We start from the raw sequence: 23,193 nt of genomic DNA, 5'->3' as shown, positions 1-23,193 counted from the left end.
GTCACGCCATGACCACCACCGCGAACACCGCCCCACCCGCCCCGGCGGCCGTCCCCGCGGGCAGCGGGCCCTGGCAGCTCGCCCGTGCCGAACTGCGCCGCCGCACCGCCGTCAAGGTCTCCCTCGTCGTCGTCGCACTCTTCCTGCTGATGGCGGCGGGCGCCCCGCTGCTGAGCTCGCTCGCCGGCTGGTCGCCCGAGGAGTTCGACAAGACCGCCGTCGACCCCTACCTCGGCGGCCGGCCCCTCGGACCGCTGGGCGGCATCTCCGCCGACCACTGGCTCGGCGTCGAACCCGTCACCGGCCGCGACCTGTTCGCCCGGGTCGTGCACGGCGCCCAGGTGTCGCTGCTGATCGCCCTCACCGCCACCGCGATCGTCGTGCTCGCCGGGACGGCGGCCGGCATCACGGCGGGCTACTTCGGCGGCCGCACCGACGCCGTGCTCTCCCGGCTGATGGACCTCACGATGTCCTTCCCCTCCCTCATCTTCATGATCGCGATGATGTCGGTGGCCAAGGACGTCAACCGCATCCTGCTGATGACCGCCGTCATCGGCCTCTTCGGCTGGCCCGGCGTCGCCCGCGTCGTACGCGGCCAGACCCTCTCGCTCCGGCACCGCGAGTACGTCGACGCCGCCCGCGTCGGCGGCTCCGGGCCCTGGCGCATCCTCACCCGCGACATCCTCCCCGGCGTCGCCGGGCCCGTCATCGCCTACACCACCCTCATCGTCCCCGGCATGATCGCCACCGAGGCGGCCCTGAGCTACCTGGGCGTCGGCGTCCGCCCGCCCACCCCCTCCTGGGGCCAGATGATCGCCGAGAGCGTCGGCTTCTACGACACGGACCCCATGTACTTCGTCATCCCGAGCACCTGCCTGTTCCTGACCGTCCTCGCCTTCACCCTGCTCGGCGACGCGCTGCGCGACGTCCTCGACCCGAGGAGCGGCCGCACATGACCCTCTACCTCGGCCGCCGCCTGCTCGCCGTCGCCGGCGTGCTCGTCGCCATCGCCGCCGTCACCTTCACCGTCTTCTACGTGCTGCCCTCCGACCCCGCGGCCGCCGCCTGCGGCAAGTCCTGCAGCACCGACCGCCTGGAGGCCATCCGCGCCCACATGGGCCTGGACCGGCCGCTGTGGCGGCAGTTCGCGGACTTCGTCACCGGCATCTTCACCGGCCGCACCATGGGCAGCGGCCGCTACGCCCTGCACTGCGCCTTCCCCTGCCTCGGCTACTCCTACGAGAACTCCGAGGCGGTCTGGGACCTGCTGACGGACCGCCTGCCGGTCTCCGCCTCCCTGGCGCTGGGCGCGGCCGTGCTGTGGCTGGCGCTCGGCCTGAGCGCCGGCGTCACCGCGGCCCTGCGCAAGGACACCCTCACCGACCGCGCCCTGATGGTCGGCGCCGTCGCCGCGGCCTCGCTGCCCGTCTACTTCACCTCGATGATGCTGATCTACGGCCTGATCCGGACGGCCGGGCTGCTGCCGTACCCGCAGTACGTGCCCCTCGGCGACGACCCCCTGCGCTGGGCGTCCAACCTGCTCCTGCCCTGGCTGGCGCTGGCCGTGCTCTACGCCGCCATGTACGCCCGCCAGAGCCGCAGTTCGATGATCGAGACGATGGCGGAGCCGTACATCCGCACCGCCCGCGCCAAGGGCCTGCCCCGCCGCACCGTCGTCGTCAAACACGGGCTGCGGGCCGGCATGACGCCGATCCTCACCCTCTTCGGCATGGACCTGGGCGGGCTGCTCGCGGGCGCCGTCATCACCGAGTCGATCTTCGGGCTCCCGGGGATCGGGCGGCTCTTCTACGGCGCGCTGTCCACCGGCGACCAGCCGGTCATCCTCGGCGTCACGCTGATGGCGGCCGCCTTCATCGTCGTCGCCAACCTGGCCGTCGACCTGCTCTACGCCGTCGTCGACCCGCGAGTGAGGTACTGATGGCCGTACCGGCCGTTTCACAGGAACAGCCCTTGCTGTCCGTCACGGACCTGACCGTCACCTTCCCCACCCGGCACGGGGACGTACGGGCCGTGGACTCCCTCAGCTTCGCGGTGCGCCGCGGGCAGACCCTCGGCATCGTCGGCGAGTCCGGCTCCGGCAAGTCCGTCACCTCCCTGGCCGTGATGGGTCTGCACACCGGCGCCCGCGTCACCGGCTCCATCGCCCTCGACGGCCGCGAGCTGACCGGCCTGCCCGAGCGCGAGCTGAACCGGCTGCGCGGCCGCCGCATGGCGATGATCTTCCAGGACCCGCTCTCCAGCCTCCACCCCTTCTACACGGTCGGCGAGCAGATCGCCGAACACCACCGGGTCCACTTCGGCTCCCGCAGGGCGGCGGCCCGCAGACGGGCCGTCGAGATGCTCGCCGAGGTCGGCATCCCCGAGCCCGCGCGGCGGGCCGGCGAGCACCCGCACCGGTTCTCCGGGGGCATGCGCCAGCGCGTGATGATCGCCATGGCCCTCGCCTGCGAGCCCGACCTGCTCATCGCGGACGAGCCGACCACCGCCCTCGACGTCACCGTCCAGGCACAGATCCTGGAGCTGATCGCCCGCCTGCAGGAAGAGCGCGGACTCGCCGTCGTCATGATCACGCACGACCTCGGGGTCGTCGCCCGCGTCGCCCGCGAGGTGCTCGTGATGTACGGCGGCCGGGCGGCCGAACAGGCCCCGGTCGACACCCTGTTCACCGACCCGGGCCACCCCTACACCCGCGGGCTGCTCGACTCGCTCCCCCGCCTCGACGACGCCGACGACGCTCCCCTGCGGGCCATCCCCGGCAGCCCGCCCTCGCTGCTGGACCCGGCCCCGGGCTGCGCCTTCGCACCGCGCTGCCCGCGCGCGGCCGCAGCGGCACCCGGTGAACGCGAGCGCTGCGCCGGCACCCGGCCCGGACTCCGGCCTTCCAGGGGGCACCTGGTCTCCTGCCACCTGTCCCTGCACACCGCCGCCCATGCGCCGGGAGGCACCCGATGACCGCCGGAACCGCACCTTTGCTGTCCGTACGGAACGTGACCATGACCTTCCCGGGCAAGCGGGGCCGCGCGGCACCCGTCCGGGCCGTCGACGGCGTCTCCTTCGACCTGGCGGCGGGCGAGACCCTGGGCCTGGTGGGCGAGTCCGGCTGCGGCAAGTCGACCACCGGCCGCATGATCGTACGGCTCCTGGAGCCGACGACGGGGTCGATCACCTACGACGGCCGCGACATCAGCCGGCTCGGCAGGCGCGAGCTCAAGCCGCTGCGCAAGGACCTGCAGATGGTCTTCCAGGACCCGCACTCCTCCCTCAACCCGCGCCAGACGGTGGCCCGCATCATCGCCGACCCGTTGCTGATCCAGGGCGTGCCGGCGGCCGGGGCGCGCAAGCGGGCGGCGGAGCTGATGGAGCTGGTCGGGCTCATCCCCGAGCACATCGACCGCTATCCGCACGAGTTCTCCGGCGGGCAGGCGCAGCGCATCGGCATAGCCCGCGCGCTCGCCACGGGGCCGCGCCTGATCGTCGCCGACGAACCGGTCTCGGCCCTGGACGTCTCCGTGCAGGCCCAGATCGTCAATCTGATGGAGCGGCTCCAGCGTGAACTCGGGCTCGCCTACCTCTTCATCGCCCACGACCTGTCGGTGGTGAAGCGGGTGTGCGACCGGGTGGCCGTGATGTATCTGGGGCGGATCGTCGAAGTCGGCGACAAGGAGCGCGTGTACGCGGCCCCGGCCCACCCGTACACGCAGGCCCTGCTCTCGGCGGTGCCGCTGCCGGACCCGGCCGCCGAGCGGACGCGCGAGCGGATCACCCTGCTCGGCGACCCCCCGAGCCCGGCGGCTCCCCCGCCCGGCTGCACGTTCCACCCGCGCTGCCCCATGGCGCAGGAGATCTGCCGGACCGAGGCGCCGCTGCTGCGGGTCGCCGCGCCGGGCGAGGCGCGTGAGGTGGCCTGCCACTTCGCCCTCGCGCACAACCCGTAGCGCCTGAGGGGTTGTCAGTACCATTTCACATTACTACGTTACGCATGACATGGCGCAGCAGCAGTCCCCCACGTGCCGCCTGTCAGACGGCAGTTGAATCACCCCTTGCGCCACGGTCTTCGCTGTTTCCGCTGTTTCCGCTTTGCCGCGTGCACGCCCATCACCTCGTGTGCGCGCGGCAACCCACACCTCCCACACAGGAGTCATCGGTGACCCACTCCAGATCGCTGCGCAGATCCCTGCGCGCATCCCTGCTCACCACCGCCATAGCCACGGCGCTCTGCGCCACCGCCGTCCAGCCCGCTCACGCGGACTCCCCCTCGCCCGCGGCCAAGCCGTCCTCCGCCACGTCCGCCCCGCCGCCGGCGGCGGGCGTGCGGCAGGACACCCCCACGCCCAACCCCTTCGACGAGGTCACCCGGCTGGCGAATGCGCCCGAGCCGGCCGCCGCCTCCCCCACCGCCCCCGGCGGCCTCACCAACGGCCGCGTCCCCGGCGCTCTCACGGCCAAGCCGAAGCCCACGGCCGTACCGCCCCGCGCCACCCTCGGCGGCACCGCCGTGCCGTGCACGCTCGACGGCATCACGCGCCTCGCCCCCGAGCAGTTCGCCGACTTCCTCGCCGACCGGGCCGTCACCGCCGACGGCTGCCTGCGCACGCTCATCTGGACCTGGGACCAGCGGCTGGTCCCGGTCATGTCCAGGCCGCACGTCCAGGCGGTCTCCCGCCGGATCGAGAGCCTGGCCGCGGCGCACGACGGCAAGAACAACAGCCACCTGCTGGAGATGTTCACCTACCTCCACGCCGTCGCGTACCACGACTTCTCCCGCAGCGAGATCGACCTCACCGACGCGCCGACCGTGGAGGCGATTCGCCGCGCGGTGTCCGCCTTCGGCACCGCCTCGCGCACCTTCGACGCGACCCGCACCAACGCCGAGACCCTGCGCGAGGCCCTCTACGCGGCCAGCTCCCCGGGCCTGCGCCAGCACCAGCTTCCGCTCGTCCAGCGCGTCCTGGCCACCATGGACGCCGCGCATTCCGCTACCAACAAGGACACTTCCTGGGCCGGTGCCGCGCTCGCCGCGCTCTCGCTCAACTACCTGGGCGTCTACCCCGGCAACCACGACACCGCCTTCCACGCCGCCGTCACGGCCGACGCCTCCTACCGCGCGGCCTTCAAGGCCTTCGCCGGCCACACCCACCTCAAGGGCACGTCCAACGCCTGGGTGGTGCGCGACGGCGTCGGGGAGTACGGGCGGATGGGCCAGATCGACGCGCTCAGGGGCCGGATCACGTCCGACCTCGGCGGGCTGCTGTCCACCACGACCGGCAACTTCGGCGAGGGCAGCGAGCCCTGGGCCAAGGTCGTCACCTGGCTGATCGAGTTCGACGCCTGCAAGCAGTACGGGGTGTGCAAGGCCGACATCGAGCGCCGCATCTTCCCGTCCACCTACACGTACGACAACGGCGCCATCAAGGTCCGCACGGCCCTGCCCCGCGCCACCGTCGACCGCCTCTACTACGCGAGCAAGCAGGTCAAGGCGCAGTTCCACCGCGTCCTGGGCACCGAGCAGCCGCTGGCGGGCGACACCAACACCACGCTCAACATCGTGCTGTACGCCTCCCGCGCCGACTACGAGGTCTACCACCCGCTGCTGACCGGCATGGGCACCAACAACGGCGGCATCTACATCGAGAACGGCGCCACCTTCTACACGTACGAGCGGCGCGTCCCCCAGGACTCCACGCTCACGCTCGAGGAGCTCTTCCGGCACGAGTACACCCACTACCTCAACGGGCGCTGGGCCGTCCCCGGCTCCTTCGGCGAGGGCCCCTGGTACCAGGGCGACCGCACCACCGCCATGGACGAGGGCACGGCCGAGTTCTTCGACGGCGCCACCCGGGGCGAGGGCATCAAGGTCCGCAAGTCCCTGGTCCAGAGCATCATCAACGACACGGCGGGCGGCACCAAGCCGCGCATGAGCGTGTACGAGCTGCTGCACGCGGAGTACGACCGCGACGGCTTCCGCTTCTACTCCTACGCCGGCACGTTCTTCGAGTTCCTGTGGGCCGAGCGCCCCTCGCTGCTCAAGGAGATGTACGGCCACCTCCGCGCGAACGACGTCGCGGGCTTCGACGCCTGGCGCGACCGGCTCGGCCGGGACACGGGCCTGCAGCGCGCGTACGACACCTTCCTCGACCAGCAGATCGCCAAGGTCAAGGACCTGTACGTGCCGAACACCTCGTTCACGCCCGTCGGCGGGCTGGACGCCGGCCACCCCGCCACGGTCCGCGCCTCCTTCAAGGCCACCACCGGCATCACGCCCGAATGCCGCACCAACGAGGCCCCGGAGCGGCCCCGCTTCACCTGCACCGGCCGCATCACCGCCAACCTGAGCAGCCCGGGCAGCCCCGACCTGGTCTTCAAGGACATGTCCGGGACGGTCGACTACTTCATCCTCGACCGCACGAAGAAGGGCACCAACAACTTCGCCGACATGAACTGTTCCTTCGGCAAGGTCGACCTCTGGTCGGACCGCCCCGCGGGAACGGCGGACTTCACCTGTGAAGGACCGCTGAGGGGCTGATTCCACGAGGGTTTCGGACCTGCCCCGGAAGGCAGGCCCGAAACCCCCCCGCCCATGTGCACTCACTCACCCGCCCAAGAAATGTGCCGCGTCACACATTCCAAAGAAAAGCGATCACCATTCCGCGGCCGTCAATTCACCGACCGGCCGGGAATGCGCGCGGATCAATAGCCGCCGATTCCCTTCCTGACCTGCGCAGCTTGCGATTTCCTCCCGAGAGTGTTCAGGTTTATCGGGCACCGAGCCCGGCCGTTCCCCGAGAAAGTCTCATTCCGGCAACAAGCCGGTAACGCACGGCCGGTCATCGATAAGCCTTTCCGCTGTAAGGTCCCGCGTCTGCCGCGAGGGCCTGTGTTGGGAGAATTCCGCGTGTCCGCTCTTCCGTCCGAGACGCCGCTGTCCGTCGTCCGCCCGCCTGAACCGACCCGCACCCTCACCTCCGGCGCCCGCCACGCGCGGCCGCTGAGCCTGTACGACTCCTGGTGGACGGTGGCCGGCGCCGCGCTCGTGCTGTGCGCGGCCTGGGCGGCCTGCGTGTGGATCTCCTTCCACCTGACGGCCGACGCGACGCTCCACACCGCCGCGCTCTTCGTCCACCTCGCGAGCCTCGTCCTCGGCTTCGGCGCCGTGCTGGTCGCCGACTACTACGGGCTGCTGTGGATCACGGGCCGCTGCAGCCTCCAGGAGGCCCTCGGCAGCGCGGGCCGGCTGCACCTGCCCATCTGGGCCGGTCTCGTGGGACTCGTCCTCAGCGGCATGCTGCTCCACCCCAGCCCGTCCTCCACGCTCACCGCCGTCAAACTGGTGCTGGTGCTCCTCCTCGGCCTCAACGGCCTGCAGGCGGGCCTCCTCAACAAGCGCATGGCGGAGCAGTCCTCCGCGTCACCCGCACCGCGCCTGCTGGCCTGGGGCGGCGCCACCGCCCTCGTCTCCCAGATCTGCTGGTGGGGGGCCGTCGTCATCGGCTTCCTGAACAGCCAGAGTTAGCGCACCGGCCGGTTCCGGCGAGCCGCCTGCCCCCGTGCGGGGCAGGTGGTGCCGCGGGGGCCGGTCTTGCGGCCGTACGGCCCGGTCGTCATGCTGGCTGCTGCTCACGCTCACCAGGCGGCTCCGTCATCACGGGCGGTCCCCGGAGAAGCCGGCGCCGCGCCACCCCGGTTCACCGATCCTGGGAGGGCCCGTGACCGAGGCGCAGCCGGCGTCCCGTACAGACGACCATGCCGATGGGCGGGCCGGCGGCCAGGTGGGCGAGAAGGCCCCACGGCTGGTGCACTTCGTGGCCGTGCTCGGCGGTCTCTCCGGGATCCTGTACGGCTACGACGCCGGGGCGATCTCCGGCGCACTGAAGCCCCTGACCGAGCGCTTCGGCCTGGACTCCACCGAACAGGGCCTCGTGACCGGCCTGATGCTGCTCGGCGCGCTGCCGGCGATCGTCGGCGGTGCGCTGGCGGCGCGGCGCTGGGACCGGCGGCACCTGCTGATCCTGGCCGGTGCGGTCTTCGTGGCCGGTTCGGTGGGCTGCGGCGTCGCGCAGGACGTCGTGGTGCTGATGGTCTCCCGGTTCGTGCTCGGCTTCGCCGTGGGCCTGGCCAACATGTTCGGGCTGATCTATCTGAGCGAGCTCGCCCCCGGACGACTGCGGGGCCGGATCACGGCGTTGTACCAGCTCTCGGTCAACGTCGGCATCCTGCTCGCCTACGCGGTGGGCGACGCGCTGTCGGCGGCCGGCGCGTGGGAGTGGATGCTGGGGCTGGGGGCGCTCCCCGCCGTCGTCTTCCTGGCCGGGATGCTCGTCAGCCCGCCCGGACCCCGCTGGCTGATGCTGCGCGGCCGGGAGGCCGAGGCGCGCCGGGTGCTGCGCCGCCTGCGCGCCACCGTCCGCAGTGCGGACGAGGAGGTGGCCGAGATCCGCGCGGGTCTGGCCGGCCGGCACGCGGGCCTGCGCGAACTGCTGGGCGGGTACCGTCCGGCGCTGGGCATCACCCTCGTGCTGACGTTCTTTCAGGTCTTCACCGGGATCAACGCGGTGGTGTACTACGCGCCGGTCATCTTCTCCCACGTCGCCGGCGGCGGGAGCGCCGGTGCCGGCACCGTGGCGAACTACTGCGTCGGCACGGCGCTCGTGCTGTCCACAGCCGTCTCCCTGCCGTTCGTCGAGCGGCTGGGGAGGGTGCGGATGCTGACGGTCTCGCTGGCCGCGCAGGCGCCGCCGATGGTGGTGCTGGCCGTCTTCCCGGACGTCGGACCGCTCGCCGTGGCGTGCGTGTTCGTCTACACCCTGGCCTTCGGGTTCGGTCTCGGCCCCGTGTTCTGGCTGTACTGCCCCGAGGTGCTGCCGCTGCGGGCCCGGGCGGTCGGCATGGGCGTGGTGACCTTTGCGCAGTACCTGCTCAACTTCGTCTTCTCCCTGGTCTTCCCGGACGTGCTGGAGGCGGTCGGCAGCTCGGTGTTCGCGGTCTTCGCGGTGCTGTCCGTAGTGGCCGCGTGGTACGTCGCCCGGTGGGTTCCGGAGACGGCGGGGCGGTCGCTGGAGGAGATCGAACGGTACTGGCGGCAGCGCGGGGCGGGCGGAGGCCGTGGGGAGGACGGGAAACGCGGGGGCCGTGGGGAGTGCGGGGAATGCGAGGACCGGGCGGGTGCCCGGTGACCGCCTCTCCGGTGTCCCTCGCCCTGCCCGGTGGCCCGGCCGGGTACGCCGCGCTCGGCCGGTCCGGTCTCCCGGTCACCCGGATGGGCTTCGGCGGCGCGGCGCTCGGCGGACTGTTCCGCCCGGTCGGCGCGGCCACGGCGGAAGGGGCCGTCCGAGCGGCCTGGGAAGCCGGCGTCCGCTACTTCGACACCGCTCCGCACTACGGAGCCGGATTGTCCGAGGAACGTCTCGGTGCGGCCCTGGCCGGAGTGCCGCGGGACGCGTTCACCATCTCCACCAAGGTCGGCCGCGTCCTCGCCGACGCCGATCCGAACGCCGGAGTGCCGCAGGGCGGGGACGGCGGGGAGTTCGCCGTCGGCCGGGACCGGGCGCGGGTGCGCGACTACAGCCGGGGCGGAGTGCTGCGCAGCCTGGAGGGCAGCCTGCACCGCCTCCGCGTGGACCGGGTCGACGTGCTGTACGTCCACGATCCCGACGACCACTGGGAGCAGGCGGCCGGTGAGGCGTTCCCGGCGCTGGCCCGGCTGCGCGACGAGGGCGTGGTGAAGGCGATCGGGATCGCCATGAACGACGCCGCGATGCTCACCCGGTTCGTCGCCGAGACCGACCCGGACGTGGTGCTGTGCGCGGGACGCTGCAGCCTGCTCGACGGCGGCGCACAGCGCGAGCTGTTCCCGTTGTGCGAGCGGCGCGGGGTGGCCGTCGTCGCGGCCGGAGTGTTCAACAGCGGCATCCTGGCCGACCCGCGCCCGGGCGCCTATTACGACTACCGGCGGGCGCCGGAACGATCGGTGGCGCGGGCGCAGCGCATCGCCGCCGTATGCGAGACCCACGGCGTACCGCTGCCCGCAGCAGCACTGGCCTGGCCGGCCCGGCACCCCGCGGTGGCCTCCGTGCTCGTCGGCATGCGCAGCGCGGCCGAGGTCACGACGGATGTCCGCCTGGCCGGCACGGAGGTGCCGGAGGAACTGTGGCGGGACCTGGCCGCGGCCGGGCTGCTCCCCGGGGGACCGGCCAACGCTCACGGACCCGGCCTTCACCGTCGGTCGGGTGCCGGGCCGATGCGATGATGAAGGCGCATCCCCGAGCTCCTGACCTGCTGAAATGGTGGTCCCATGGACAAATCGACCGCGGCCGCCGCCCAGCAGCGGGTCGCCGGCTACCGGCACCGGTTCGACACCCGCTTCGAGGCGTACTTCGACTCCCTCGCGAAGAGCCTCGACACCCCGCCGCTCAGCCGCTTCACCCCCCGCTGCCTGGAACTCCTGCGGGACCTCTCCCTGCGCGGCGGGAAGCGCCTGCGGGTCGCCCTGCTGTACGAGGCGGCCCGGCTGGTGACCGACGAGCAGGTGCCCGGCCTGGAGGAGGCCGCGCTGAGCATCGAACTGCTCCAGACGCACGGCCTGGTCCACGACGACATCATCGACGACTCGCCCGTGCGCCGCGGCGGCCCGTCCACGTACTACGCCTACCGCCGGGAGTTCCCCGGGGACGACGGCACCGCACTGGGGCTCGCCGTGCTCGCAGGAGACCTCGCGTCCTTCCTGTCCATGCACGTCCTGCTGGGGGCGGACGCCCCCGCGGAGCGCAAGCAGGCCATGCTGGAGGTGCAGTTGCGTGCGGGCGCGGAGACCGTTGCCGGCCAGATCGCCGACCTGGAACGCGACTTCCAGCCCCTGCCGTCCGAGGACCTGCTGCACACCGTCTGCGAGTACAAGACCACCCGGTACTCGATCCTCGCCCCGCTGCGCCTGGGGCTGCTGGCCGCCGGCGAGCACCTGGCCGAGCACGACGAGCGGCTGCGCCGCTACGCGACACCGGCCGGCATCAGCGGACAGATGCGCGACGACTACCTCGATTTCTTCGGCGACGAGAACGTCATCGGGAAGTCACCGGGCTCCGACATCCGCTCCGGCCGCCGCAGCTACGCCGTGCGCGCGGTCCTGGCCGCCGCCACGGCCGCGGAGCGCAGCCTGCTGGAGTCCGCGCTCGGCGACCCCGGCTGCACGGCCGAGACGATCGACCGCATCCGCCGGATCGCCCGGGAACACGGCGTGGACGACGCGCTCCGGGCCGCGATGCTCCGCCACGCCGAGGAGGCCGCCGGGGAGGCCTCCGGCTGGCGTGCGCACTGGCGCGAGGAGGCGGTGGCCTTCTTCGAGGGACTGCCGCTGTGGAACGTACAGCGCGCCCGGTGAGCAACCCCTTGAGGAACCCGTCGCTCGGGAAATCGGCTGGCGCCCGCAGCACGCCCTGACGAAGATCCCCACATGACCACCTTCCTCACCACCGCCCGCCTGGCCCTGCGCCCGTTCGCCGACACCGAGGCCGACCTGGACCTCGTCGTCGGACTCGACGGCGACCCCGAGGTCATGCGGTACATCACGGGCGGCCGCCCCATGACACGGGCCGAGATCCGCGCCGAGTCCTTCGAGCGGATGCTGCGCGGCGGCTTCTGGGCGACGCACCTGCGGGACACCGGCGAATTCATCGGCTGGCACTGCCTCCGCCCCCTCGAGAACGCCCCCGCCGGCTCGGCCGACCTCGGCTACCGGCTCCGCAGGGCCGCCTGGGGCCGCGGCTACGCGACGGAAGGCGCCCTCGCCCTCATCGACAAGGGATTCGGCGAGCTGGGCTACGACCGGATCACCGCGAACACGATGTTCGTGAACGCGGGCTCGCGCCACGTCATGGAGAAGTGCGGGCTCTCGCATTCCCGCACGTACGTCGAGGACTGGCCCTACCCGGTCGAGGGCGACGAGCACGGCGACGTCGAATACGTCCTGACCCGGGAGGAGTGGTCGGCCCGCCGCCGCTAGCCTGCCGGCGAGGGTTTTTCTTAGTGGGTTCTTAAAGCGTTTCGCCAAGCTGCGGCCATGGCTACAGCAGACGACAACCTTTCGGTGGTCATCGGCGCAGGCGGGACCGGTGGTCACATTTACCCCGGGCTGGCGGTCGCCGACGCGCTCCGCAGAGCAGTGCCGCACGCCGTCATCAGTTTCATCGGTACGGAACGCGGTCTGGAGACCCGCCTGATACCGGATGCGGGATACCGGCTCCACACCGTGGACATGATCCCCTTCGATTCCTCGCTCGGGGCCCGCCGGTACCTGCTCCCCGCCGATCTGTTGCGCTCGGGGAGACAGGCGCAGCGCGTGATCGAGGAGCAGGGTGCGCACGTCGTCGTGGGCATGGGCGGCTATCCGAGCGCGCCCGCGGTGCTGGGGGCGCGGATGGCGCGCCGGCCGGTGCTGGTGCACGAGTCGAATGCGGTGCCGGGCAGGGCGAACCGTTTCGCTGCGACCCTCACCCCGCACATCGCGCTCGCCTTCGACCGCACCCGCGAGCACTTGCCGGCGCGTACGGCCCTGCGCGCGGAGACGGTCGGCATGCCGCTGGTCAGCGACGTCGCAGGGCTCGACCGGGGCGGGCGGAAGGCTCTGCGCGGGGAGGCCCGCCGCTGGTTCGGGGTGCCGGAGGGCACGCGGCTGGTGCTTTTCAACGGCGGGAGCCTGGGCGCGGCACGGCTGACGGAGGCGGCGCTCCAGCTGGCCTCGCGGTGGCGCGGGCGGCCGGACGTCCACCTGGTGATCAAGACCGGGCCGGGCGCACTGGAGCAGGTACGGGCCCGCCTCGCCGCCGAGGGCGGCGACCGGGTGGCCACCGCGGTGGGCTACCTCGACCGGATGGACCTCGCCTACGCGGCCGCCGACGTCATGGTGTGCCGGGCGGGATCGGCGACGGTGGCGGAGCTGTCGAGCGTGGGCGTGCCCGCGGTCCTGGTCCCGTACCCGCACGCGCCGCACGACCACCAGACCCACAACGCCCGGGTGCTCTCGGACGCCGGCGCGGGGCTCCTGCTCCCCGACGGCGAAGCCACCGGCGACCGGCTCGCCGGCCTGATCGAGCCCCTGTTCGCCGACCCGGCCCGGCTCGCCGCAATGGGTACCGCGGCCACCCCGGGCACGCACGCCCTCGCGGCCGACCTCATGGCGGCGTGGGCGCTGCGCCTGGCAGGCCGCGCCCCCGCGAATCCCTTTCCGTTCCAGGCTGTTGAGAGGAACCACGCATGACCGGCATGACCACTGCAATGACCACTGAGCTGAACGACACCACCGACTGGGCCGGACGCAGCGTGCTGGTCACCGGAGCCGAGGGCTTCATCGGGTCGACCCTCGTCGACCTGCTCGTCGAGCGCGGGGCGCGCGTCCGGGTGCTCGTGCACTACAAGCCGTACGCCGAGCGCGGCCACCTCGCCCGTTACCTCGGGCCCGGTTCGCCGGTGGAGACGCTCGCCGGGGACGTCCGCGACGCCGGGCGTGTGATGGACGCGGTGGCGGGGTGCGACACCGTCTTCCACCTGGCGGCCCTGATCGGCATTCCGTACAGCTACGCGTCGCCGGAAGCGTACGTGCAGACCAATGTGGCCGGTACGGAGAACGTGGCCGCGGCCTGCCGCCGCCACGGTGTGCGACGCATGGTGCACACGTCGACCAGCGAGGTCTACGGCACCGCCCTGACCGCGCCGATCAGCGAGGAGCACCCGCTGCAGCCGCAGTCGCCGTACTCCGCCTCGAAGATCGGCGCGGACATGCTGGCCCTGTCCTACGCGCACTCCTTCGAGCTGCCGGTGACGGTCGTGCGGCCCTTCAACACCTACGGACCGCGGCAGTCGGCGCGGGCGGTGATCCCCACGATCCTCGCGCAGCTGCACTCGGGGGCCGAGGAGATCCGGCTGGGGTCCACGTCGCCGACGCGCGACTTCACCTACGTCACCGACACCGCCGAGGGCTTCCTGGCGCTCGCGGACTGCGACCGGGCCGTGGGGCACGCCGTCAACCTCGGCACCGGGCGGGAGATCTCCATCGGCGACCTCGCCGAGTCACTGGTCCGGGCTTCCGGCCGGGACGCGAAGGTCGTGGTGGACCCGTCGCGGCTGCGGCCCGCCGGCAGTGAGGTGGAGCGGCTGCTGTCGGACAACACCCGGGCCCGGGAGTGGGCCGGATGGCAGCCCCGGGTGGGGCTGGAGGAGGGCCTGGCCCGCACCTCGGACTGGGTCCGGGACAACCTGCACCTCTTCGCCCCGGACCGCTATCAGGTCTGATCGGTCCGGTCGGGTCCGAGCAGTGGCGGGCCCGTCACCATCCGTGAGGAGGGTGGCGAGGCCTCGCACACCCCCTCCGACCGGAGGGGGTATCACCCGATTTGCCACCCATTAGGCCGATACGCATCGGGCGGGCGCTTCGTAACGTGGATCACGTTGCCGTACAGCGGACAGACGAATCCCGAGGAGGCGGACGGTATGTCGCGAACGGTGGAGCGCGTCGTCGTAGGCGTGGACGGTTCGGCGGGCAGTGTCGCCGCGCTCAGGCAGGGCGCGCAGGAGGCGGCCCGCCACGGCGCGGCCCTGTGTCCCGTGCTGGCCTGGTCGCCGCCGGGCGGGGAGGCGGCGGACGCCCTGCAGCCCGCCCCGGCCGACGTCCGCGCGCACTGGGAGGCCCAGGCCCGCAGGGCCCTGACCAAGACGTGCGAGAGGGCGCTCGGCGCCGCACCGTTCCGCCTGAGGGTGGCCCCGCGGATCGTCCGCGCGGAGCCGGGACCGGCCCTGGTGGCCAGCGCCCGGCACGACACGGACATGCTGGTGCTGGGCGCCGGCAGCCACGGGCTGTGGCACCGGTTCCTCCACGGCTCGGTCAGCCGCCACTGCCTCCGGCACGCCCGCGGCCCCGTCATGGTCGTCCACCCCGACGAGGCGGACGTGAAGGACGCCCGCGGGGCGGTACGGCCGCCGCGGCGCCACCCTCCCGTCGTGGTGCCGGTCGGCCCGACGGACACATGGCACCGGCCTACCGGCCCCGGCCGCAACGGCTGACCAGGGCCCGGGCCTCAGGCGTGGTTGCGGGCGGAGCGGCGCCGCACGGCCAGGAACAAGGTGGCGGAACCGACTGCCAGGACGCCGGCGCCCGCGACGGCCAGCATGGCCGTACGGTCGTCACCACCGGTCTCCGCTAGACGCCCGCCCTGGGCGGCCGGGGCGTTGGCCGCCTTCACCGCGGACCGGGGCTCGTTTCCGGCACCGACGTCTCCGGCGCCGGCCTTTCCGTCGGAACCGGCCCGGCCGTTCTCACCGTGGCTCTTCTCCGCATGCCCGTTCCCGCCGTTACCTCCCGCGCCGTGGCCGCTGTCGCCGGGGCCGTCACCGCCGTGCCCGCCGTGGTCGACGGTCGATTTCGCGGCCTCCTCTGTTATCTGCCGGTCGCTGGGAGCGGACGCGGCCGGGGCTGCGGCCTGCGCCGCCGTCGCCGCCTTCCCCTTCCCGCCGAAGTCCACGTCCGAGCAGGTGTAGAAGGCCTCAGGGCTGTCGGAGCGCTGCCAGACGCTGTACACGAGGTGGCGGCCGGACCGCTTCGGGACGGTGCCGTCGAAGACGTAGCTCCCGTCCTTCAGCGTGGGGTTGGTGACCTTGGCGAACGGCTTGGCCTCCAGGTCGGACCACTTCAGCGGCTTCTTCGGGTCGTAGCCGTCCTTCGTGAGGTACAGCTCGAACGTGCCGCGGTGCGGTGCGGTCGCCCGGTACCGGAAGGTGTGCTTGCCGGGCGCCAGCTTCGAGCCGGGCCAGTCGGCGCGCGGCAGGTCCAGCCCCTTGTACTTGGCGCGGCCCGCGCTGCACAGCTTGCCGTCCGGGATGATCTGGCGGTGGCGCCCGGCGGCATCGCCGATGTTGACCTCGTTCCAGTCGTAGAGGGGCTGGGTGCCGCCCGCTGCGACCATCGCCTTGCAGGCGGCCGAACGAGGGTGCTCCGGCCCCTCGGCGAAACAGGCGGACACCCGGCTGACCGGGTCCGTCATGGAGCCGTGTGCCTCGGCCGGTACGGCGGTCAGCGCGGTGAGCGCGAGAGGGGCGGCGCCGAGCAGAGTCATCCGTACGGCCTTGTGACGCGTGCGCATGAGGGTCTCCTTGTGGGTGAGGGGGTGGCCCCGCACGCCGGCCGTGAGGTGGGGGGTGCCGGACGTGCGGGGCGGTGTGGGGGGATGTGGGGGGCTTCTACGTGGGGGGTTGGGGGACGGGGAACGGGAAGCGCGTCAGCCCTTGCGGGCCGCGAACGCCTTGGTGAAGGCGAGTTCGTCCTGGACGATCGAGCTGCAGGTCGCGGATGCGGAGTTCTGCGCACCGCCCGGGCACTGCTTGTCGCGCGCGGCGGACCACATCGACAGCCAGCCGATCCCCTTGGACCGGCCGAACGCGGCCAGCTGCGCCGCGTCGTCGACCTTGAAGACCTCGGCGGCCACGTCGTTGACACCGATCATCGGGGTGACCGCCACGGCCTTCCACGCGGCCTTGTCGCTCAGCCCCAGCACGCCCTTGACCTGCGCCTGCGTCGCGGTGGCGGCGTCGATCGCGTACTGCCCCATGTCGCCGTTGAAGGACGACCCGTAGTCCATCGCCATGATGTTGACCGCGGAGACGGAGACGCCGCTCTTCTTCGCGTTCCCGACCAGGTCGACGCCCTCCTGGGTGAGCCCGGTGGGCATGACCGGGAGGGTGAAGGAGACGTCGAGGCCGGGGTGCTTCTTCTGGAGCGAGGCGATCGCCTGGGCGCGCCGGGTGTTGGCGGCGGCGTTGGGCAGGGCCGCGCCCTCGATGTCGAAGTCCACCTTGGTGAGCTTGTAGGCGTCGACGACCTTGCCGTACGCGGCGGCGAGTTCGTCCGCGGAGGAGCAGACGAGCCCCAGTTCGGAACCGGCGGCGCCGCCGAAGGAGACCCGTACGTCGCCGCCCGCCGCGCGCAGCTTCCCGATCTGCTGCGCCACGGGGTCGCTCCCGATGCCGGTGACACCGCCCCACTTGGGCGTGCAGCCGCCCCCGGAGGTGACGAAGGCGAGGTTGAAGTTCTTGACGCCGGTCTTCTTGGCGGTGTCCAGGAGGTCGTAGGTGGGGTGGAGGGAGGTGTCGACGTACGGGGCGAAGGCCGCGTTCGCGCCGCCGGGGGCCGGGGAGGTCACGGTCGGCTGCGGTTGCGGCTGGGGCGGGGCGGACGTGGGGGTGGTGGGATCGGTGGGCTTGGTGGAACCCGTGGCCCCCGTGGACCCCGAGGGCTGCGGGCCGGGGTCCTTGTCCACGGAACACTTCGTGCCGTTGATCCGGCAGTTGGCCGGGGCGTCGGCCGCGCCGGCGCCGACCCCGCTGCCGGCGGCGACGAAGCCGACGGTCACAGACTTGCCGGGGGCGATCGTCGCGTTCCAGCTCTCCGGCTCGACGGTGACGCTGCGGCCGCTGACGGTGTGCTTGCCGTTCCACAGCGAGGTGATCTTCGCGCCGGCCGGGAGGTCGAAGGTGAGCTTCCAGCCCGACAGGTCCTTGCCCGTGTCGTTGGTGAGGACGTACTGCCCGGTGTAGCCGTCCGACCAGGCGCCGGTCCGGGAGAAGGCCGCGCCGACCGAGGCGGCCTGCGCCGTGCCGGTGAGGGTGAACGCGGCGCCCGTCGCGATCGCCGCGGCGAGGCCTGCGCCGGCGAGCTTCGCCTTGCGGCTCACTCGTCGGCGGTGTGCGGAGGAACCCATCGCGTGCCTGCCTGTTCTGGGTTGGGGGGTGGGGTTGGGGGGTGGGTACGTGCGGCACGCTAGCGAGACCAAAACAGGCAAATCGTCGAATCGGCTTCCCGGGCCCGCTCCTTATGGCTGCGTTAAGGAACGCATCGGCGGGGGTTAATGAGGGGTGCCGGCCACGGGTGCGGCGTCGGGGTCAACGGCGCGACCGGCCGCGCCGTACCCGCCGGCGGCGGCGCTCACGGCCCTTGGATCCGCCGCCGTCCGGCGAGAGCCACACCCGCACCTCCGTGCCGCCCAGCACCGACCGCCCGATCCGTACGTCGCCGCCCGTCGACTCCGCGACGCGGCGCACGATGTCCAGGCCGAGGCCGGTGGAACCGGGGCCGCCGGCGCCGTGGCCGCGGCGCAGTGCGGCGTCCGGGTCGGCGATGCCCGGGCCCGCGTCGGAGACGAGGACGATGACGGCGTCGTCGCTGTGGTGCACGTCGACCGCGAAGGCAGTGCCCTCGGGTGTGTGCCGGAAGACGTTGCCGAGCATCGCGTCCAGTGCGGCGGCGAGTTCGGGGCGGGCGACGGGGACGCGTACGGTCGCGTCGACACCCGAGAGCCGGACCGTGCGGCCCTCGTCCTCGGCGAGCGCGGACCAGAAGTCCATCCGGTCGCGGATCACTTCGCTGGCGTCGCAGCCGAGCGTGGGCCGTTCCTTCTGCTCGCCCTGCTCGCGGGCCGCACGGATCAGCTGATCGACCTCGCGCTCCAGCTGGGCCACGGCGGCGCGGGTCTGCTCGGCGGCCGGGCCCTCGCCGAGCGACGCGGCGTTCAGGCGCAGGACGGTGAGCGGGGTGCGCAGGCGGTGGGAGAGGTCGGCGGCGAGCTCGCGTTCGTTGGAGAGCAGCTGCACGATCTTGTCGGCCATGGAGTTGAACGCGACGGCCGCGGCCCGCAGTTCCGCCGGCCCGTCCTCGCGTACCCGGACGCCCAGCTTGCCCTCCCCCAGCTCGGCGGCCGCCTTCGCGAGCCGCTCCGCCGGGCGTACCAGGCGCAGGCCGAGGCGGTCCGCGGTGACGAGGGAACCGGCGATCAGGCCGAGGCCCACGCCGGCGAGGATCGCCCAGGAGGTGGTGACTCCGTTGCCGACGGCGCGATGCGGCACGTACACCTCGACCACCGCGAACTCGCCGGTGCTCAGGGCCGTCGGCTGCAGCAGGGCGTAGCCACCGGGCACGGAGGTGACGGCGGAGCGGCCGCGGCGGGCGGTCTCCACGTCCCGCGGGTCGGCCCGGCGCGGGCCGATGTCGTACGCCTTGTGCCCTTCGGCGCCCGCGCCTTGCTGTGTGTCGTCGTTCTGCTTGTCGCCGTTCTGCTTGTCGTCGTTACCGGGTACGTGGACGGCCATCCGTCCGTCCCCGCCGGCCTGTGAGCTGGCGACCGCCCGTTCCAGCTGGTCGCGGTCGGTGGTGATGGCGAGCGCGGGCCGGATCTGGGCGGCCTGCCGTTCGGCATCGGCGAAGGCCCGGTCCCGGGCCAGTTCCTTGACCACCAGGCCGAGCGGCACGGCGAAGGCCAGCACGACCATCACCGTGACGGCCAGCGAAACCCTGACGAGCGCCCATCTCACGGCTGCTCCGGGAGCGCCGTCCCCGCCGCCGGGGGCTCCAGCTTCACCCCGACCCCGCGGACGGTGTGCAGGTAGCGCGGGCTGGCGGCGGTCTCGCCGAGCTTGCGGCGCAACCAAGAGAGGTGCACGTCGATGGTCTGGTCGTCCCCGTAGGACTGCTGCCAGACCTCGGCGAGGAGCTCCTTGCGCGGGACGACGACGCCCGGGCGGCCGGCCAGGTAGGCGAGCAGGTCGAATTCACGGCGCGTCAGGTCCAGTGGGGCGCCGTCCAGTTCCGCCAGCCGGCGCAAGGGGTCGACCGACAGGCCGCCGACCTGAAGCGCGGCGGACGGCGCGGGCTCGCCCGCCGGCCCGCCCCGGCCCGAACGGCGCAGCACGGCGGCCATGCGTGCGGTCAGGTGCGCCACGGAGAACGGCTTGACCAGGTAGTCGTCGGCGCCGTCGGTGAGCAGCCGGATGATCTCGGCCTCGTCGTCCCGGGCGGTGGCCACGATGACCGGTACGTCGGTAATGCCGCGCAGCATCTTGAGCGCCTGCGCCCCGTCGAGATCCGGCAGCCCCAGGTCGAGGATGACCAGGTCGAAGCCGACCTGCGCCACCTCGCGCAACGCCTCGAGAGCGGTCCCGACACTGCGCACGGTGTGCGAAGCCTCGGTGAGCTGCCGGATGAGGGCGGAACGCACGAACGGGTCGTCCTCGACCACGAGCAGTCTTGCCATGGCCCGCACCGTACGCCATACGGGTGAGGCACTATGAGCCAGGTGAGACGAGGAATCATGCAGGCCCTGGCGTGGATGCTGGCGACCGCGGCCGCCATGGCGGTGTCCTGGTACGGGGTGCGCACCGTGCTGGCGGGCACGGCCTACGAGCCGCCGCGCGCGCTGCCGATCTCCGGCACAGCGGCACCGGCCATAGGCGAACCGGCCTCCTCGACCCGTACACCGGGCCCGCTGCCCTCCCCCTCACCACCGGGCACCGCGTCCCCCTCCGGGAAGCAACTCGCGCCCCCGGCCCCGGACACGTCTGCGCCCGGGTCCGGAGCCGCGTCCGGGTCGGCGCAGAGCCCCGAGGCCCAAGCCCAGCCGGGCGCGGGCGAAGTGAAGAGCTATCCGGTCCGGGGCGGCCGGGCGGTCTTCGACCTCGGCGAGAGCTCCGCCACGCTCGTCTCGGCGACGCCGGAGGAGGGGTGGCAGATGCGGGTGTGGAAGCAGAGCGCCTGGATCCGGGTGGACTTCATGGCCGGCACGAAGACGACGTCGGTGTTCGTCACGTGGAACGGCCATCCGCCGCGGGTCCAGACCGTGGAGAACTGACGGTGGAGAACCGAGGCGGAACGCCGTCACGAAAGGGAGGCGGAACGCCGTCGCGAAGGGTCGGTCCCGGTTGCGAAGGTGCGCGGTTCGCCTAGGGTGACAAGCGTGACGCGTCCCCCCGCCGGCCGGGAGCCGTCGTGGAGGTGACCGGCCCGCTCCGGTGGCTGCTGCGGCAGGAGCAGGGGCCGGAGCACCTCCGGCGTGCGACCTGGGCCGCCGTCGCCGGGCTCACCGGCTTCTACACCCTGCGCTACGGCTTCGGCGCGCCCGGCATGGCCCTCTACGCCCTGTTCGGCGCGCTGCCGCTGACGTTGTTCTCCCAGGTCCCGGGGCCCGCGGAGCAGCGGACTCGGACGTTCCTCGCGGTGCTGCCCGCCGGCTGGGTCCTGGTCACCGCCGGCACGCTGCTCGCGGCGCACTCGTGGAGCGCCGCCTGCGGCATGTTCGTGGTGGGCTTCACGGCCTCGTACCTGGGGGTCGGCGGGCCGCGCCTGGGCGGGCTGGCCTCCGCCTTCCAGCTGTACTACCTGCTCCCGTGCTTCCCGCCGTACGACCCCGGGTCGCTGGGCGAGCGGCTCGGCGGGCTCACGGTGGGGATCCTGCTGACCGCCCTCGTCGACCGGCTCCTGTGGCGCGACGAGCAGCCGGTCCCGTACCGGGTCCTCCTCGCCGACGCCGTGGACGCCGTGGCCGGCTACTGCGCCTCCACCGGGCGCCTCATGGCCCGTTCCGGTTCCGGTTCCGGTGCGGGTGACGACGGGGCCGCGGACCGCTCGGCCGCGCAGCGGGACCAGGAAGCGGCCTACCTGGCGTTGCAGGCGACGCTGCTGTCCCGGGTGGCGCCTGCGGAGCGCCCCACGTCCGCGTCGCTGCGGGACCGCGCCTGTTACGACGTCCGTGCGGCCGTGCGGCACGTACGGGCTCAGCTGGACCGGCTGCTCGCCGGTGCCAGGGGACCGGACCCCGCCGCCGCGCACCTGCTGGACCGCACCGCGGCGGCCTTGCGGGGCACCGGGCGGGTGCTGCGCTCCGGCTCCCCCGGGCCGCGCGACGATGCGTTGGCCACGGCCTTGTCCTCCTTCCGCACGGGCCGGGCCCGGCGCCTCGCGGGCGTCACGGCCCTGCGGCTGCGGCAGGACTCGGTCGTCCAGGCGGCCGCCACGGGCGCGTTGCTGGCAGGCGAGGGCGCCCGGATCGCCTTCGGGGCGCCGCTCGACGCCCGGTGGCAGCGGCCGGGCGGCCCGTTCCCGTACGCCGCGCTGCGCCCTCCCGCCCGGTGGTGGCGACGGCTGCGGCTGCACCTGACCCCGCGCTCGGTCCTCCTGCAGAACGCCCTGCGCCTCGCCATCGCGCTGGCGGGCGCACGGCTGATCGTGGGTGCCCTGGATCTGCCGCACGGCTTCTGGGTGCTGCTGACGATCCTCAGCCTGATGCGCACCTCGGCCGCGGACACCCGGGGCGCCCTGCCGCCCGCGTTCCTCGGTGTGGCCGTCGGCGCGGCGCTCGCGACGCTGATGCTCGTCGTGGTGGGCGACACCCCGGCCTTCTACATCGCCGCGGCGCCCGTCGTGTTCCTGGTGGGATTCGGCGTGGGCCCTGTACTGGGCACCGCCTGGACACAGGCCGCGCTGACCCTCGTCCTCATCCTGCTCTTCGCCCAGATCCTGCCCCCGGACCGGCATCTGCCCGCGGTGCGGCTCCTCGACGTGGTGATCGGAGGGTCCCTGGGTGCCGCGGCGAGCCTGCTCGCGTGGCCCAAGGGAGCGGGCGGCGAACTGCGGCGCTCCGTCGTGAACTTCATGGTCCGGGGCGCGGAGGCATGCAAGGCGGTGACCCTCGGGCTGTGCCACGGCCCCGGCCGGGCCCTAGGCCATGACCACGGCCGTGACCACGGCTACGGCCGCGACCGCGCCGGTGCCCACGCCTGCTCCACGGATCCCCTGCGCCCGGCCCACGCCGCGATGCTCCTCGCCCAGGCGGCCCACACCCAGTACCGGACGGAGCACACCGGCCGGGACCGGGCGACTCCTCCTTGGGAGACGGCCATGCAGCCCGGCCACCACACCGTCAGCGGCGGCGAACTGCTGCTCGCCGCCCGCCGGGACGGTGACGGCAGGGAACTGCCCGCGGACGCGACCGCCCTGCTCGTGGCCCTGGCCGACCGCGTGGCGGACGACTGCCTGCGGGCCACCGAGGTCGTCCGCTCGGCGGGGGCGGACGTGCCGCAGCTCTCCGGACCGTATCCGGCGGCGGAATCGGCGCCGTTGCGCTGTGCGGTTGCGCAGGCGCAGGCGCAGGCGCAGGCGCAGGTGCGGGCACAGATGCCGGATGCGGACGCGGATACGGACACAGGCACAGGCCCAGACACAGGCCCAGAAACGGATCCCGGCACGGTCCTGCTGATCGCCGACACCGAGGCGTGGCTCACCGGGGTGGCGCACGACGCGGCCCGGGTCGTCCGCAGGGCCGAGGCCGCTCGCTGAGCGCGACGCCGGCTGCCGCCCGTCCCCCTCCCCCG

At 73.0% G+C, this 23,193-nt stretch carries 19 protein-coding genes; 15 read left to right on the top strand and 4 right to left on the bottom strand.

Annotation, left to right across the window (positions count from 1 at the left end; all coding sequences use genetic code 11):
- Positions 1 to 8: 8 nt before the first annotated feature.
- The 13 genes from AS857_RS04570 to AS857_RS04510 all read left to right on the top strand — a co-directional run bounded on the left by AS857_RS04570 (position 9) and on the right by AS857_RS04510 (position 15,066).
- The gene (locus AS857_RS04570) at positions 9 to 956 is read left to right on the top strand and encodes an ABC transporter permease (RefSeq protein ID WP_058041793.1); all 948 of its coding nucleotides are present in this window, start codon (positions 9 to 11) and stop codon (positions 954 to 956) included.
- On the top strand, positions 953 to 1,939 hold the full coding sequence (locus AS857_RS04565; protein WP_058041792.1) for an ABC transporter permease: 987 nt from the start codon (positions 953 to 955) through the stop codon (positions 1,937 to 1,939). The genes AS857_RS04570 and AS857_RS04565 overlap by 4 nt, the downstream gene beginning before the upstream one ends.
- Positions 1,939 to 2,973 carry an ABC transporter ATP-binding protein gene (locus AS857_RS04560; protein WP_058041791.1) on the top strand — a complete coding sequence of 345 codons (1,035 nt, stop codon included), beginning with the start codon at positions 1,939 to 1,941 and terminating at the stop codon, positions 2,971 to 2,973. The genes AS857_RS04565 and AS857_RS04560 overlap by 1 nt, the downstream gene beginning before the upstream one ends.
- On the top strand, positions 2,970 to 3,956 hold the full coding sequence (locus AS857_RS04555; protein ID WP_058041790.1) for an ABC transporter ATP-binding protein: 987 nt from the start codon (positions 2,970 to 2,972) through the stop codon (positions 3,954 to 3,956). Before AS857_RS04560 ends, AS857_RS04555 begins: the two co-directional genes overlap by 4 nt.
- 209 nt (positions 3,957 to 4,165) lie before the next feature.
- Positions 4,166 to 6,544, top strand: a complete 2,379-nt coding sequence (locus AS857_RS04550; protein ID WP_058041789.1) for a collagenase — start codon at positions 4,166 to 4,168, stop codon at positions 6,542 to 6,544.
- Positions 6,545 to 6,913: 369 nt separating this feature from the next.
- Complete coding sequence (locus AS857_RS04545; protein WP_216823940.1) at positions 6,914 to 7,531, top strand: hypothetical protein; 618 nt, start codon at positions 6,914 to 6,916, stop codon at positions 7,529 to 7,531.
- A 193-nt stretch (positions 7,532 to 7,724) separates the two neighbouring features.
- On the top strand, positions 7,725 to 9,191 hold the full coding sequence (locus tag AS857_RS04540) for a sugar porter family MFS transporter (RefSeq protein ID WP_063804155.1): 1,467 nt from the start codon (positions 7,725 to 7,727) through the stop codon (positions 9,189 to 9,191).
- 83 nt (positions 9,192 to 9,274) lie between these two features.
- The gene (locus AS857_RS04535) at positions 9,275 to 10,264 is read left to right on the top strand and encodes an aldo/keto reductase (RefSeq protein WP_058042099.1); all 990 of its coding nucleotides are present in this window, start codon (positions 9,275 to 9,277) and stop codon (positions 10,262 to 10,264) included.
- Positions 10,265 to 10,309: 45 nt separating this feature from the next.
- Entirely contained in the window at positions 10,310 to 11,392 is a 1,083-nt protein-coding gene (locus tag AS857_RS04530) for a polyprenyl synthetase family protein (RefSeq protein WP_058041788.1), read from the top strand.
- A gap of 72 nt (positions 11,393 to 11,464) precedes the next feature.
- Complete coding sequence (locus tag AS857_RS04525) at positions 11,465 to 12,013, top strand: GNAT family N-acetyltransferase (protein WP_058041787.1); 549 nt, start codon at positions 11,465 to 11,467, stop codon at positions 12,011 to 12,013.
- A 57-nt stretch (positions 12,014 to 12,070) separates the two neighbouring features.
- Positions 12,071 to 13,267 (top strand): UDP-N-acetylglucosamine--N-acetylmuramyl-(pentapeptide) pyrophosphoryl-undecaprenol N-acetylglucosamine transferase, encoded by a 1,197-nt coding sequence (locus AS857_RS04520; RefSeq protein ID WP_058041786.1) that lies wholly within the window; start codon positions 12,071 to 12,073, stop codon positions 13,265 to 13,267.
- Between the two features lie 17 nt (positions 13,268 to 13,284).
- Entirely contained in the window at positions 13,285 to 14,298 is a 1,014-nt protein-coding gene (locus AS857_RS04515; RefSeq protein ID WP_173864728.1) for an SDR family NAD(P)-dependent oxidoreductase, read from the top strand.
- A 198-nt stretch (positions 14,299 to 14,496) separates the two neighbouring features.
- Positions 14,497 to 15,066: a universal stress protein gene (locus AS857_RS04510; RefSeq protein WP_058041785.1), complete on the top strand. Its 570-nt coding sequence runs from the start codon at positions 14,497 to 14,499 to the stop codon at positions 15,064 to 15,066.
- Between the two features lie 14 nt (positions 15,067 to 15,080).
- On the opposite strand, the gene AS857_RS04505 is transcribed toward AS857_RS04510, so the two are convergent.
- The 4 genes from AS857_RS04505 to AS857_RS04490 form a co-directional block, all read right to left on the bottom strand.
- A complete protein-coding gene (locus AS857_RS04505; RefSeq protein ID WP_058041784.1) occupies positions 15,081 to 16,142 on the bottom strand; it encodes a lytic polysaccharide monooxygenase in 1,062 nt (353 codons plus the stop codon).
- A gap of 135 nt (positions 16,143 to 16,277) precedes the next feature.
- Positions 16,278 to 17,756, bottom strand: coding sequence for a glycoside hydrolase family 18 protein (locus tag AS857_RS04500; RefSeq protein WP_058041783.1), 1,479 nt, complete (start codon positions 17,754 to 17,756; stop codon positions 16,278 to 16,280).
- A gap of 181 nt (positions 17,757 to 17,937) precedes the next feature.
- Entirely contained in the window at positions 17,938 to 19,362 is a 1,425-nt protein-coding gene (locus AS857_RS04495; protein ID WP_058041782.1) for a sensor histidine kinase, read from the bottom strand.
- Positions 19,359 to 20,081, bottom strand: coding sequence for a response regulator transcription factor (locus AS857_RS04490; RefSeq protein WP_063278413.1), 723 nt, complete (start codon positions 20,079 to 20,081; stop codon positions 19,359 to 19,361). Before AS857_RS04490 ends, AS857_RS04495 begins: the two co-directional genes overlap by 4 nt.
- Before the next feature lie 33 nt (positions 20,082 to 20,114).
- Between AS857_RS04490 and AS857_RS04485 the strand changes: the two genes are divergently transcribed.
- Together AS857_RS04485 and AS857_RS04480 are read left to right on the top strand one after the other, a co-directional pair.
- A complete protein-coding gene (locus AS857_RS04485) occupies positions 20,115 to 20,675 on the top strand; it encodes a hypothetical protein (protein ID WP_338058243.1) in 561 nt (186 codons plus the stop codon).
- Positions 20,676 to 20,818: 143 nt separating this feature from the next.
- Positions 20,819 to 23,158, top strand: a complete 2,340-nt coding sequence (locus AS857_RS04480) for an FUSC family protein (RefSeq protein WP_144440715.1) — start codon at positions 20,819 to 20,821, stop codon at positions 23,156 to 23,158.
- Positions 23,159 to 23,193 lie beyond the last annotated feature (35 nt).

Origin of the sequence: Streptomyces roseifaciens, assembly GCF_001445655.1 — a bacterium.
In the GTDB taxonomy this organism is placed as follows: domain Bacteria; phylum Actinomycetota; class Actinomycetes; order Streptomycetales; family Streptomycetaceae; genus Streptomyces; species Streptomyces aureoversilis.
Note: the sequence above shows the minus strand (reverse complement) of the source record. Positions and strands in the feature narration are given on the sequence as shown.

What these genes read in the sequence shown, in the direction of transcription:
- AS857_RS04500 (WP_058041783.1), bottom strand. Translation starts at nt 17,756, where the DNA reads ATGGGTTCCTCCGCACACCGCCGACGAGTGAGCCGCAAGGCGAAGCTC.
- AS857_RS04535 (WP_058042099.1), top strand. Translation starts at nt 9,275, where the DNA reads ATGGGCTTCGGCGGCGCGGCGCTCGGCGGACTGTTCCGCCCGGTCGGC.
- AS857_RS04490 (WP_063278413.1), bottom strand. Translation starts at nt 20,081, where the DNA reads ATGGCAAGACTGCTCGTGGTCGAGGACGACCCGTTCGTGCGTTCCGCC.
- AS857_RS04515 (WP_173864728.1), top strand. Translation starts at nt 13,285, where the DNA reads ATGACCACTGAGCTGAACGACACCACCGACTGGGCCGGACGCAGCGTG.
- AS857_RS04510 (WP_058041785.1), top strand. Translation starts at nt 14,497, where the DNA reads ATGTCGCGAACGGTGGAGCGCGTCGTCGTAGGCGTGGACGGTTCGGCG.
- AS857_RS04530 (WP_058041788.1), top strand. Translation starts at nt 10,310, where the DNA reads ATGGACAAATCGACCGCGGCCGCCGCCCAGCAGCGGGTCGCCGGCTAC.
- AS857_RS04520 (WP_058041786.1), top strand. Translation starts at nt 12,071, where the DNA reads ATGGCTACAGCAGACGACAACCTTTCGGTGGTCATCGGCGCAGGCGGG.
- AS857_RS04570 (WP_058041793.1), top strand. Translation starts at nt 9, where the DNA reads ATGACCACCACCGCGAACACCGCCCCACCCGCCCCGGCGGCCGTCCCC.
- AS857_RS04565 (WP_058041792.1), top strand. Translation starts at nt 953, where the DNA reads ATGACCCTCTACCTCGGCCGCCGCCTGCTCGCCGTCGCCGGCGTGCTC.
- AS857_RS04505 (WP_058041784.1), bottom strand. Translation starts at nt 16,142, where the DNA reads ATGCGCACGCGTCACAAGGCCGTACGGATGACTCTGCTCGGCGCCGCC.
- AS857_RS04560 (WP_058041791.1), top strand. Translation starts at nt 1,939, where the DNA reads ATGGCCGTACCGGCCGTTTCACAGGAACAGCCCTTGCTGTCCGTCACG.
- AS857_RS04555 (WP_058041790.1), top strand. Translation starts at nt 2,970, where the DNA reads ATGACCGCCGGAACCGCACCTTTGCTGTCCGTACGGAACGTGACCATG.
- AS857_RS04525 (WP_058041787.1), top strand. Translation starts at nt 11,465, where the DNA reads ATGACCACCTTCCTCACCACCGCCCGCCTGGCCCTGCGCCCGTTCGCC.
- AS857_RS04485 (WP_338058243.1), top strand. Translation starts at nt 20,115, where the DNA reads ATGAGCCAGGTGAGACGAGGAATCATGCAGGCCCTGGCGTGGATGCTG.